Below are 11,735 nucleotides of genomic sequence, written 5' to 3' on the forward strand. Positions count from 1 at the left end.
GGGCGGGACGGCCGGTCAGCTCCCTCCGCCGGCGGCGAAGATGTTCTGCGAGATCGTCGCCAGCTGGCTGCGCAGCTCCTCGAGCTCCTGCTTGGCCTTCTCGAGGGCCGACTTCGTCTCCGGCCAGGTCGACGAGCGGAACTGCGAGGCCAGCGGACCGTCCCAGACGTTCGGATCGGACAGTGTCCGCCCCTGTGCGTCGAGCCGGCTGATCTGATCGGCGAGGCCGCCGTTGACGATCGACTGGATCTGCTGGATCGCGGACTTCGCCTCGTCGGTCGAGAGAACACGTGACATGGATCACACCTTTCTACCCCTGCGGACGGGACCGTCCCGCCCGCTCCCCACTCCACCGTCGTTTCATGAGGATGTCTCGTCATGGTAGAAGGCAAGACAGCACAAACGGCTCGCGTGGCGTCGACGGCTCGACACTGGCGCGGGAGGTCGACTCACTCGCGAGTGGTGATCGCGAAGGGACTGCTCGAGAGGTCCGAGAACGCGCCCACTCGGGCGCGCAGCTCGCAGGACGGAGTCACCGTGAGGGCGGTCACCGTCAGCCCGTCGGACGACACGGCGACCGCGCCGCTGCAGCCGTCGCTGAACCGCACGCCCTCCACTCCGCCCGCGATCGCGTCGAGCATGCTGCTCGCCGGCGCGGACGACGGCGTCGCCAGCAGGGGATTCACGGGGTCCGCCCCGCTCGGCCAGACCGGCACCAGCGTCACCGGCAGCGGGGTCCGGCCGACCGTCCGCGCGGGAGTCTCGATCCGCACATCCCGCAGCCGCTGCACGGGATACGCCGTCCCGGTGACCGCAGGGTCGGCCACCGCCTGTGCCGTCGCTGATGCGGCCGCCGCGAGCCACCCGTCCAGGGCGCTCTGCTCGGCCACCGCGATCGGCACGGTCGCCGTGACGTCGACGATCCCCTGCGCCGGGACGTGCAGGTCCGTCAGGCTCCAACCGCAGCCGACCCCGACTCCGGTGACGCTCGGCCGGTTGCGCACCGCCGTCACTCCGGACCAGCTGGCCGCGGGGCACGCCGCCGCGGCGTCCGGGCCCGGCAGCACCTCGAGGAAGGACCCCGAGAGGGGCGCGCTCTGGGCGGAGTAGGAGATCTCGACGACCACGGCCCGTCGCTCCGCGTCCCAGGTGGCCGATCGCGTCACTCCGAGGCCCGTCGGCAGCGGCCGGTCCTGCTGCCGGGCCGACAGGTCGGCATCCGGCGCCGAGGCCCGTGCTCCGCCGCCGCGCGGCTGGACGGCGAGGAGCACCGCCCCGATGAGCAGGACGCCGGCGCCGAGGGCGGCGAGGATCATCCGCAGACGTCCGCCGCGCCCCCGCCGAGCTGGAGCCTCGAACGGCCGTTCCACCAGGCGCAGCTCGCGGCGCGGCACCGGGCGGAGCACGGTCGCCTGCGACGACGGGCCGAGCTCGGGAGCGGGCCCCTCCTCCACCGGCTCCGACGACATCTCCGCCGCCATCCCGCGGAGGACCGTGCCCGGGCGCTCGGCCTCCTCGAACTCCGCCGCGCCCGCCGCGAGCGGCAGCGCCGGCAGCCCGGCCAGCGCCGGGGAGAGGCGTCGCAGGATCCCCGCCGCCTCCGCAGCCGTCGGCCGCGACGCCGGATCCTTCGCGAGCATCCGGTCCAGGAGCGACGCGAGCCGCGGCGGCAGATCCAGCGGCGGCGGGAGCATCGCGACGTGCCGGTAGGCGACCGCGACGTCGGCGCCGGGGCCGGCGAACGGGGTCCGGCCGCACAGCAGCTCGTAGAGCAGGATCCCCGTCGAGTAGACGTCGCTCGGCGGGCCGGCTGCTCCGGTGGCGAGCATCTCGGGCGAGAGGTACTCCGGCGTCCCGATGACACCCGTCGTCGCGCGCGGCCCCTCGGCGACCACGTGAGCGATGCCGAAGTCGGAGACGCGGACGGCGGAGCCCGCATCGTCCGCACCCTCCGCGAGCAGGACGTTGTCGGGCTTCACGTCCCGGTGGACCGTGCCGATCGCATGCGCGGCGGCGAGAGCGTCGAGGATCGAGGCCGCCACGGGCAGCGCATCGACCGCCGGGAGGGTGCCCTCGTCCCGCAGCAGCTCCCGCAGCGATCCGCCGCCGACGAGCTCCATCACGATCCCGAGCGTCTCCCCCTCCACGACGAGGTCGAGCACCTCCACGACGTGCGGGTGCCGCAGACGGGTGAGCACCGACCTCTCACGGACGAACCGCTCGACCAGGCCCGCGTCGTGCACGTGCTCACCGCGGAGGAGCTTCGCCGCGCGGTCCGGCCCCTGCGCGTCGGCGACGCGCCACACCTCGCCCGCGGCACCCGAGCCGATCCGCTCGAGCAGGCGGTAGCGCGCCCCCAGCGCATCCCCGGCACTCCTCGCCATGCCGCCTCCCGCTCCGAGCTTCCGTCATCTTCGAGAGGAAGCGTAGCGGAGACCGCTCGGGCGGATCAGCGGTGGCGCATCGGCCGGATCAGAACCCCTCGTTGGCGCGCGGTGCGTAGTCGGCGCCCAGCGCCTCCAACTCGTCGGCGGCCAGCTCCACGTCCAGCGACGCGACCGCGTCGTCGAGGTGGTGGAGCTTCGTGGCTCCGACGATCGGAGCGGTGATCGCCTCCTGCTGCCGCACCCAGGCGAGCGCCACCTGCGCACGTGGCACGCCGCGCTGCTCGGCGATGCGTGCGACGGTCGCGACGGTCCGCCGGTCGGCCTCCTCCTGCTGGCGGTAGAGGGTGCCGCCGAAGACGTCGGTCTCGGTGCGCGCCGTGGTCTCGTCCCAGTCGCGGGTGAGCCGGCCCCGGGCGAGCGGCGACCACGGGATCACGCCGACTCCCTGGTCGACGCAGAAGGGGTGCAGCTCGCGCTCGTCCTCGCGCTGGATCAGGTTGTACTGGTCCTGCATCGAGACGAACCGCGTCCAGCCGCCCAGATCCGCGGTGTACTGCGCCTTCGCGAACTGCCACGCCCACATGCTCGAGGCGCCGATGTAGCGCGCCCTGCCCGAGCGGACGACGTCGTGGAGCGTCTCCATCGTCTCCTCGATCGGCGTCTCGGGGTCCCAGCGGTGGATCTGGTAGAGGTCGACGTAGTCCGTGCCGAGACGCCGGAGGCTGTCGTCGATCGCGCTGAGGATGTGCCGCCGCGAGAGGCCGCCGCCGTTGGGGCCGGGGCGCATCCGCCCGTGGACCTTCGTGGCGATCACGACCTCCTCGCGGACCGCGAAGTCCGCGAGCGCCCGGCCGACGAACTCCTCGCTCGTGCCGTCGGAGTAGACGTCCGCCGTGTCGAACGTGGTGACGCCGAGCTCCAGCGCCCGCCGGAGGAAGGTCCGCGACTCCTCCTCGCCCATGCTCCAGCCGTGGGCACCGCGGTCGGGAGCGCCGAAGCTCATGCAGCCGAGGACGATCGAGGAGATCTGCAGGCCGCTGGAGCCGAGTCGGGTGGAGTCCATGCGCGTCGCTTCCGTGTCGAGGAGGAAGTCCCTCCAGCGTCGCACCCGCGAGCGGCGGCGCGCCAGCCGTCCGGCTACACGGCCGGATCGCGACGAGTGGCGGCGACCACGCTCGGGAGGAACAGCGCGACGACGGCCACCGCGGCCGGCGCCAGCAGCGCCCAGCCGATGTCGGGCACGGCGTACTGGCCCTGGAAGGCGCCGAGCGCCACGGCCATCATCACCAGCTGGATCGTCAGCGCCGACGCGCGCATCCAGCCGCGCCGTCGCACGGCGCCGAGCGTCGTCGCGGCGGCCCAGCACACGGCGATCAGCGCGAGGACGACGATGGCGATCCCTCCGCCGACCGTGTCGGCCCGGGTCGTCAGCAGCTCGAGCACGAGCCACGCCGCGACCCCGGCGACGGCGAGCGTCTCGAGGGCCAGGACCGCGATCAGCACCATCAGACCGAGCGGCCGGGAGGCGGTCGGGCGGGGTCCGCGGGACCCGTTCGCGTCAGCGGTCACAGGCACATCCCATCCAGGACTCTTGATTCGGGCTCATCCCCGTGACAGGCTAGTCCAGTTCGTTTCACCGCTCACAGGGTCGTGGGTTTCCGCCGATGTGAACATCCGATCCCGCCGCGCCGTCAGGCAAGGGGGCGAGCCGGATGACCAGCACTGGAGCCGGGTGGCCGACGCAGTGCTCACGCATCGCGTCGAGTGCACCGGCAAGAACCGAGCGTTCTCCCGTCCACCACCCCGATCCACCCCGCGCTCCAGCACGGGGCCTCGTGGCGTGCGCCGGTGAGGGCGCGGAGGTCGAGTACTGGTCGGGATCGTCGGCGTGGATCGATCATCCCACCCGAACACTGCGTGGTTCCTCCACGCACGCCTTCACACAAGGAGCACCCGCATGGACTGGCGCGACAAGGCCGCTTGCCTCACCGCAGACCCCGAGCTTTTCTTCCCGGTCGGCAACACCGGCCCGGCCGTGGACCAGATCGAGAAGGCGAAGTCGGTGTGCGCACGCTGCACCGTCACCGAGGTCTGCCTCCAGTACGCCCTCGAGACCGGCCAGGACTCGGGCGTGTGGGGCGGCCTCAGCGAGGACGAGCGTCGCGCCCTGAAGCGCCGCGCCGCCCGCGCACGCCGCGCCTCCTAGGCGCACGAGCCGCTCGGCGGCACGAACGATCCCGACCCCCGTCGCCTCTCGGCAGCGGGGGTCGCGTCGTTTCCGGGCTCAGGAGCGGGCGCGCTCCAGCCACCGCAGCGGCACCTCGATGGTGACCTCGGTGCCGCGCCCGACCAGCGTGTGCCAGTCGATGGTGCCGCCGAGCTCGCCCTGGATGAGCGTGCGCACGATCTGCGTGCCCAGGCCCGATCCGACCTTGCCCTCCGGCAGCCCGACGCCCGTGTCGCGCACCTTCACCGTGAGCTCGTCGTCGCTGCGCGAGGCGACGATCTCCACGTCGCCCTCCCGTCCGGCCAGGCCGTGCTCGACGGCGTTGGTGACCAGCTCGGTCAGGGCGAGCGCGAGCGGAGTCGCGTACTCGCTGGGCAGGTTGCCGAAGCTCCCCGTCAGCTTCGGGTGCACCGTGGTGTTGTGGGTCGAGGCGACCTCGGCGATCAGCAGCAGCACCCGGTCGAAGACCGCGTCGAAGTCGACGTTCTGGTTCAGCCCTTCCGAGAGCGTGTCGTGCACGACCGCGATGGCGGCGACGCGGCGCATCGCCTGCGTGAGCGCCTCCCGGGCGAGGTCGGAGTGGGTGCGCCTGGCCTGGATCCGCAGCAGCGAGGCCACGGTCTGCAGGTTGTTCTTCACGCGGTGGTGGATCTCGCGGATCGTCGCGTCCTTGGTGATGAGCTCCCGCTCCTGGTGGCGCAGCTCCGTCACGTCGCGGCACAGGACGACGGCGCCGACCCGCTCGCCGCGGTCGCGGATCGGGATCGCGCGCAGCGACACCGTCACTCCGCGGGCCTCGATGTCGGTGCGCCACGGCGCCCGGCCGGTCACGACCAGCGGGAGCGACTCGTCGATGACGACCTTCCCCGCGATCAGCTTCGTGGTGACGTCGGCGAGCGACTCCCCCTCGAGCTCGTCGGCGAAGCCGATGCGGTTGAACGCCGAGAGGGCGTTGGGGCTCGCGAACGTGGTGACGCCGTCGACGTCCAGGCGGATCAGTCCGTCGGACGCGCGCGGCGCCCCGCGACGAGGACCGGTCGGCGCGCCGAGGTCCGGGAAGTCGCCCGAGGCGATCATCGAGAAGAGGTCGTTCGCGCAGTCGTTGAACGTCAGCTCCTGCCGGCTCGGCGTGCGCGTCTCGCTGAGGTTGGTGTGGCGCGTGACGACCGCGATGGGGCGGTCCGTCGTGCCGCCGTCGGAGGCCCCCAGGCGGCGCAGGACGGGCACCGCGCGCACGCGGGTGGGCGTCTCCTCGAACCAGTCCGGGGCGGAGGTGTCGACGATCCGCGCGGTCTCGAACGCCTCGACGACCTGGGCGCGCCACTCCGACTTGATCCTCTGCCCGACGAAGTCGCGGTAGAAGAGCGTCGCCGCGCTGCTGGGGCGCGCGTGGGCGACGGCGACGAAGCTGTCGTCGGCCGTGGGCACCCAGAGCACGATGTCGGCGAAGGCCAGGTCGGCGAGCAGCTGCAGGTCGCCGACGAGCAGGTGCAGCCATTCGACGTCCGCTTCGTCGGATCGGCCGTGGGAGAGGACGAGGTCACTGAGGGTCGACACCCGACAAGCCTAGGGCGCGGCCGGGCGGTGCACGCCGGGCTCGCTGTCCACAGCTCGGGACGGCCGACGATTATCCACAGTCTGCGCCTCTGCACTCCATGAGCATCCCTCGACTGCTTCGATGAGGTCGTCCTCGCGTGCCGACCCAGCGCGCCCAGCCCGTCGAGCAGAGAGGTGACCCGGACCCGTGAACAGCTCGTCCTGCCCCAGGAGATCGCCGCATGAGCCTTCCCCTCCACGCCTTCGACTACCGCACCCTCCCCCTCGACCCCGAGGCGGCCGTGGAGCGGCTCACCATCGCGGAGTTCTTCGCCCCGCAGCCTGCGACCCGCGCGGAGCTGCCCGACCCGGAGCCCCTGCTCGCCCGGCTCACGCACCTCGTGATCGAGATCCTGGAGGGCTCGCGCGAGATCGACCAGATCGCGCGGTGGCTGAGCGACGAGGTCTACCACCACCTGCAGAAGCGGGTCGTGCTCGCGGCCCGCGCCCGCAGCCTGCGGAAGCGGACGGCGCAGCGCGTCCCGTTCACGGTCGGACGGGTGATCGTCACGGAGCCGCGGGACGGCGTCGTCGAGGGAGTGGTTCTGGTGCATCACCGCGCACGGAGCCGGGCCGTCGCGATCCGGCTCGAGGGCACGGACGCGCGCTGGCGTGCCACCGCGATCAACGTGCTGTGAGGAGCGGGTCAGCGCTCCCGGGCGGCCGCACCGGCCGGGAGCACGATCTCCACTCCCCTGTCGCGCAGGGCCTCCTCGAGCTCCGGGGGCGGCGGTGACGAGATGATCCGCGCGACCGAGCTCCGCGACCTCCTCGGGGACGGCTTCACCGCCGCCGACTACGACCACATCGGCGGACTCCCTCCCCAGCCCGGCTCGCAAGCGGTGTGCGCAGCGGTGGAGTCGGCGCTCGAGGCCTGCTGCGTCCCCGGGCTCGTCCTCGAGACGGACCGGCCGACGACGATCGGCCTCGGCGACACCTTCGCCGGCGGCTTCGTCTCGGCTCTCGCGCGCGGCGAGTCCTGACGGCGGGCGAGGCCGGGCTCCGAGCCTCCGCAGGAACGCCGACGGCCCCGGACACCCGCTGCTGCGGGACCGGGGCCGAGGGCGTCGTCCGGGGAGGACTCAGCGGCGCTTGGACTGCGCGCGTCGCTCCTCGCGGTTGGCGGGGGCGTCCGAGCCGCCCGGCTTCTGGCCGAAGGCGCCGGTCGTCGGAGTCTCCTCCGCCTCGCCCTCGGGGAGCGCCTTGCGGGCCTCCTCGGCGCGGGCCTTCGCGGTGGCCGCCTGCTGCACCTGTCCGCGCTGGTCGCGGACCTCGACGCCGCCGGTGTCGCTCGGAGCCGAGTAGCTGAGCTTCTCGGCCGGAGCGACCGGCTGAGCGAGGCCCTTGGCCGCGACTCCGGCGACCTCGCCCTGCTTCTGGGTCACCTCGACCTCGAGGTTGAAGAGGAAGCCGACGGTCTCCTCGCGGATCTGCCCCATCATCTGCTGGAACAGGGCGAAGCCCTCGCGCTGGTACTCGACCAGCGGGTCGCGCTGGGCCATCGCGCGCAGGCCGATGCCGTCCTTGAGGTAGTCCATCTCGTAGAGGTGGTCGCGCCAGCGGCGGTCGATCACCGAGAGCACGACGCGGCGCTCGAGCTCGCGCATGGCGGGAGAGCCCAGCTGCTCCTCGCGGTGCTGGTAGGCGAGCTGCGCGTCCGAGAGGATCTCGCGGCGCATGAACTCCTTGTTGATGCGGCCGCGGCTGCCCGCCTCCTGCACCACCTCGTCGATGGTGAGGCTGATCGGGTACAGCGTCTTCAGCTCGGTCCAGAGGGCGTCGAAGTCCCAGTCGTCGCCGTTGCCGTCGCCGGTGTGCACCTCGAGGATCTCGTCGATCACGTCGACGAGGAACTTCTGGGTGCGCTCGTGCAGGTCGTCGCCCTCGAGGATGTGGCGGCGGTCCGAGTAGATCGCCTCGCGCTGGCGGTTGAGGACGTCGTCGTACTTGAGGACGTTCTTGCGGATCTCGGCGTTGCGGGCCTCGACCTGCGACTGGGCGCTGCGGATGGCGCGCGAGACGACCTTCGACTCGATGGCGATGTCGTCCGGGACGTTGCCCCGGCCCATGAGCGCCTCGGCGGCGCCGGAGTTGAACAGGCGCATGAGGTCGTCGGTGAGCGAGAGGTAGAAGCGGCTCTCCCCCGGGTCGCCCTGGCGCCCCGAGCGTCCGCGGAGCTGGTTGTCGATGCGGCGCGACTCGTGGCGCTCGGTGCCGAGCACGTAGAGGCCGCCGGCGGCCTGGACCTTCTCGGCCTCCTCGCCCACCTTCTCCTTGACGGCGGCGAAGACCTCGTCCCACGCGGCCTCGTACTCCTCCGGAGTCTCGGAGGGGTTCAGGCCCTTGGCCGTCATCTCGGAGACCGCGAGGAACTCGGCGTTGCCGCCGAGCATGATGTCGGTGCCTCGACCGGCCATGTTGGTCGCGACGGTGACGGCGCCGAGGCGGCCGGCCTGGGCGACGATGGCCGCCTCCCGCGCGTGGTTCTTGGCGTTCAGGACCTCGTGGCGCACGCCCTTCTTGGCGAGCAGGCGCGAGAGGTACTCGCTCTTCTCGACGCTGGTCGTGCCGACGAGGACCGGCTGCCCGGCCGCGTGGCGCTCCGCGATGTCCTCGACGACCTGGGCGAACTTGACCTGCTCGTTCTTGTAGACGAGGTCGGCGTTGTCGATGCGCTGCATCTTGCGGTTCGTCGGGATCGGGACGACGCCGAGCTTGTAGGTCGACATGAACTCGGCGGCCTCGGTCTCGGCCGTTCCGGTCATGCCGGAGAGCTTCGCGTAGAGGCGGAAGTAGTTCTGGAGCGTGACGGTGGCCAGTGTCTGGTTCTCGGCCTTGACCTGCACGCCCTCCTTCGCCTCGATGGCCTGGTGGATGCCCTCGTTGTAGCGGCGTCCGGCCAGGATGCGGCCGGTGTGCTCGTCGACGATCAGGACCTCGCCGTTCAGCACGACGTAGTCCTTGTCCTTCTTGAACAGCGCGCGCGCCTTGATGGCGTTGTTGAGGAACGAGATCAGCGGGGTGTTCGCCGACTCGTAGAGGTTGTCGATGCCGAGGTAGTCCTCGACCTTCTCGATGCCGGGCTCGAGGACGCCGACGGTGCGCTTCTTCTCGTCGACCTCGAAGTCCTCGCCCTCGTCGAGGCGCTTGGCGAGGTTGGCGAACTCCGCGAACCAGCGGTTCGCCTCGCCCGAGGCCGGTCCGGAGATGATCAGCGGGGTGCGGGCCTCGTCGATGAGGATCGAGTCGACCTCGTCGACGATGGCGTAGAAGTGGCCGCGCTGGACCATGTCCTGCGCCTGCCACGCCATGTTGTCGCGGAGGTAGTCGAAGCCGAACTCGTTGTTCGTGCCGTAGGTGATGTCGGCCGAGTACTGCTCGCGGCGCTGCTCCGGGGTCTGGCCCGAGAGGATCACTCCGGTCGTCATGCCGAGGGCGCGGAACACGCGCCCCATCAGCTCGGACTGGTACGACGCGAGGAAGTCGTTGACCGTGACGATGTGCACGCCGCGGCTGGCGATCGCGTTGAGGTAGGCCGGGAGGGTCGCGACGAGCGTCTTGCCCTCTCCGGTCTTCATCTCGGCGATGTTGCCCAGGTGCAGGGCGGCGCCGCCCATGAGCTGCACGTCGAAGTGGCGGAGGCCGAGCGTCCGGCGCGAGGCCTCGCGGACGGCGGCGAACGCCTCCGGCAGCAGGTCGTCGAGGGACTCGCCGTTCGAGTAGCGCTCGCGCAGCTCGACGGTCTCGTTCTTCAGCTCCTCGTCGCTGAGGTGCGTGAAGTCCTCTTCGAGGGCGTTGACGGCCTTCGCGTAGTTCTCGAGGCGACGGATGACCCGCCCCTCCCCGACGCGAAGGACCTTTTCGAGGACAGAGGCCACGGGGTACTCCAAAAAAGTAGAAGACAGGAGTCGCGCGCCGGAGCGCGGACCGCGACCAGCCTAGCCGGGGCGGGCGGCGAGCGGTCGGGGCGACGCGTCCGCCCTGGGCGGACTCCCTGCCTGGGCACGGGGAGGGCCCCGGAGCGGATGCTCCGGGGCCCGGGGTCGGATCTCAGCCGGCGGCCTGCTCGGCGAGCTCGTCGGCCTCGTCGCCGAGGCCGATCACGCCGTAGTCCCAGCCCTTGCGGCGGTAGACCACGCTCGGGCGGTTCGTGTCGGAGTCGATGAAGAGGTAGAAGTCGTGTCCGACCAGCTCCATGTAGTCGACGGCGTCGTCGACGGTCATCGAGACGGAGGCGAAGACCTTCTTGCGGATGACGACGGGGCAGTACGGCTCCTCGACCTCGTCCTCCACCGGCTCCGGCGCCTCCTGCACGGGGATGACGCCCGTGCTCAGCTGCTCCAGCACCGCCGCGTCGGCAGGCTGGATGGCGACGACGCTGAAGTCGTCGGCGGCCGCGTCGCGGAGCGAGGTCGGCCGATGCTGGCCCCGATGGACCTTCTTCCGGTCCTTCGCGCGTCTCACCCGTTCGAGCAGCCGGCCGATGGCGACGTCGAACGCCGTGTACTTGTCGGCTCCGCTCGCCTCGGCCCGGACCACGGGCCCCTTGCCGATCAGCGTCAGCTCCACGCGGTCGCCGCCGGCCGAGCCCTTGCCCTCGGCGTGCCTGCTCGCCTTGATCTCGAGTGCGAGAGCACGATCGGCGAGGTGCGCCACCTTGTCCGACTTCTCCGTCGCGTACGCGCGGAAGCGATCGGTGATGTCGATGTTGCGTCCTGTGATGTCGATGTCCATGACAACCTCCCAGTCGAGTACGGCGTGCCGCCTTTCTCCGGGGCGGACCGTTCACGCCGTGCCCCCACCGTAGACCCCGGCCACCGGATCGTCACCGGGAGTTCGTCCGGATTCTGCTGCTACGTTCCCTCCTCGTTGCGCGGTGCCGGCCAGGGCCGCCGCGGCCCGGACCGTCCCGCCGGCCGCACGCACGGCGCGCCGGAGCTCGAGCAGGGTCGCGCCGGAGGTGACCACGTCGTCGACGAGGACCACCGGCGGCCACGACGAGAGCGGACGGCGGGCGCGGAACGCCCCGTCGAGGTTGCCGCGCCGCTCGATGCGGCCGAGCCCGACCTGGTCGCGGACCATCCGCGACCGCCGGAGAGGACGCGCCGCCCGCCCTCCCGCCGCGGCGACCAGCTGCGCGACGGGATCGGCGCCCCGCCGCACGCGGCCGAGCCAGGAGCCGGGCGGGACGACCAGGATCGCGGGGCTGCCTGCGAGCGCCGCGCCGAGGGCCGGACGCAACAGCGCGCCGAGCGGGGCGAGGCAGGCCGTGCGGCCCTCCTCCTTCAGCGCGACGACGAGGCGGCGCACCGTGCCCTCGTACGGGCCACCGGTGACGACGAGGAGCGGATCGTCCGGCGGCCCGACGACGCGGGTCAGCAGGCAGGCCGAGGCGGCCGCGTCGGCCGAGCAGTCCGGACAGGGCGCCCGGCTCGTCGGCTCTCCGCAGGCGGGGCACTCCAGCGGGAGGAGGACGGCGAGGGCGTCGAGCAGGTGATCGGAGAGCATGCCTCCACGTTCGCCGT

Annotated in this window: 11 protein-coding genes; 3 read left to right on the plus strand and 8 right to left on the minus strand. The window is 72.0% G+C overall.

From position 1 onward, the window contains the following. Positions 1-15 precede the first annotated feature (15 nt). The 4 genes from C5C36_RS00895 to C5C36_RS00910 form a co-directional block, all read right to left on the minus strand. Positions 16-297 (minus strand): pyrophosphorylase, encoded by a 282-nt coding sequence (locus tag C5C36_RS00895; protein WP_104224124.1) that lies wholly within the window; start codon positions 295-297, stop codon positions 16-18. A 152-nt stretch (positions 298-449) separates the two neighbouring features. Further along, positions 450-2,384, minus strand: a complete 1,935-nt coding sequence (locus C5C36_RS00900) for a serine/threonine-protein kinase (protein WP_104309084.1) — start codon at positions 2,382-2,384, stop codon at positions 450-452. A gap of 88 nt (positions 2,385-2,472) precedes the next feature. Beyond that, a complete protein-coding gene (locus C5C36_RS00905; protein WP_104246658.1) occupies positions 2,473-3,450 on the minus strand; it encodes an aldo/keto reductase in 978 nt (325 codons plus the stop codon). A gap of 74 nt (positions 3,451-3,524) precedes the next feature. Continuing rightward, positions 3,525-3,956 carry a hypothetical protein gene (locus tag C5C36_RS00910; RefSeq protein ID WP_104224127.1) on the minus strand — a complete coding sequence of 144 codons (432 nt, stop codon included), beginning with the start codon at positions 3,954-3,956 and terminating at the stop codon, positions 3,525-3,527. A gap of 388 nt (positions 3,957-4,344) precedes the next feature. Here C5C36_RS00910 and C5C36_RS00915 point away from each other — a divergent pair, with 388 nt between their 5' ends. Beyond that, the gene (locus C5C36_RS00915; RefSeq protein WP_055788231.1) at positions 4,345-4,593 is read left to right on the plus strand and encodes a WhiB family transcriptional regulator; all 249 of its coding nucleotides are present in this window, start codon (positions 4,345-4,347) and stop codon (positions 4,591-4,593) included. 78 nt (positions 4,594-4,671) lie between these two features. Here C5C36_RS00915 and C5C36_RS00920 read toward each other — a convergent pair whose 3' ends face one another. Further along, the gene (locus C5C36_RS00920) at positions 4,672-6,171 is read right to left on the minus strand and encodes a sensor histidine kinase (RefSeq protein WP_104268422.1); all 1,500 of its coding nucleotides are present in this window, start codon (positions 6,169-6,171) and stop codon (positions 4,672-4,674) included. 221 nt (positions 6,172-6,392) lie between these two features. Here C5C36_RS00920 and C5C36_RS00925 point away from each other — a divergent pair, with 221 nt between their 5' ends. Together C5C36_RS00925 and C5C36_RS00930 are read left to right on the plus strand one after the other, a co-directional pair. Further along, entirely contained in the window at positions 6,393-6,848 is a 456-nt protein-coding gene (locus C5C36_RS00925; protein ID WP_219812134.1) for an Rv3235 family protein, read from the plus strand. A 102-nt stretch (positions 6,849-6,950) separates the two neighbouring features. Beyond that, entirely contained in the window at positions 6,951-7,193 is a 243-nt protein-coding gene (locus C5C36_RS00930) for a hypothetical protein (protein ID WP_104224129.1), read from the plus strand. Positions 7,194-7,292: 99 nt separating this feature from the next. Here C5C36_RS00930 and secA read toward each other — a convergent pair whose 3' ends face one another. The 3 genes from secA to C5C36_RS00945 all read right to left on the minus strand — a co-directional run bounded on the left by secA (position 7,293) and on the right by C5C36_RS00945 (position 11,718). Then, entirely contained in the window at positions 7,293-10,088 is a 2,796-nt protein-coding gene (gene secA / locus C5C36_RS00935; protein ID WP_104268421.1) for a preprotein translocase subunit SecA, read from the minus strand. Positions 10,089-10,260: 172 nt separating this feature from the next. Next, complete coding sequence (hpf, locus tag C5C36_RS00940) at positions 10,261-10,944, minus strand: ribosome hibernation-promoting factor, HPF/YfiA family (RefSeq protein WP_104309085.1); 684 nt, start codon at positions 10,942-10,944, stop codon at positions 10,261-10,263. Positions 10,945-10,995: 51 nt separating this feature from the next. After that, entirely contained in the window at positions 10,996-11,718 is a 723-nt protein-coding gene (locus C5C36_RS00945; RefSeq protein ID WP_104246661.1) for a ComF family protein, read from the minus strand. Positions 11,719-11,735 lie beyond the last annotated feature (17 nt).

The organism is Rathayibacter sp. AY1G1, from assembly GCF_002932095.1.
Lineage (GTDB): Bacteria > Actinomycetota > Actinomycetes > Actinomycetales > Microbacteriaceae > Rathayibacter.

Excerpts from the sequence above, each read along its gene's own strand:
- C5C36_RS00895 (WP_104224124.1), bottom strand. The coding sequence starts at position 297 with ATGTCACGTGTTCTCTCGACCGACGAGGCGAAGTCCGCGATCCAGCAG.
- C5C36_RS00900 (WP_104309084.1), bottom strand. The coding sequence starts at position 2,384 with ATGGCGAGGAGTGCCGGGGATGCGCTGGGGGCGCGCTACCGCCTGCTC.
- C5C36_RS00905 (WP_104246658.1), bottom strand. The coding sequence starts at position 3,450 with ATGGACTCCACCCGACTCGGCTCCAGCGGCCTGCAGATCTCCTCGATC.
- C5C36_RS00915 (WP_055788231.1), top strand. The coding sequence starts at position 4,345 with ATGGACTGGCGCGACAAGGCCGCTTGCCTCACCGCAGACCCCGAGCTT.
- C5C36_RS00925 (WP_219812134.1), top strand. The coding sequence starts at position 6,393 with ATGAGCCTTCCCCTCCACGCCTTCGACTACCGCACCCTCCCCCTCGAC.
- C5C36_RS00930 (WP_104224129.1), top strand. The coding sequence starts at position 6,951 with ATGATCCGCGCGACCGAGCTCCGCGACCTCCTCGGGGACGGCTTCACC.
- hpf (WP_104309085.1), bottom strand. The coding sequence starts at position 10,944 with ATGGACATCGACATCACAGGACGCAACATCGACATCACCGATCGCTTC.
- C5C36_RS00945 (WP_104246661.1), bottom strand. The coding sequence starts at position 11,718 with ATGCTCTCCGATCACCTGCTCGACGCCCTCGCCGTCCTCCTCCCGCTG.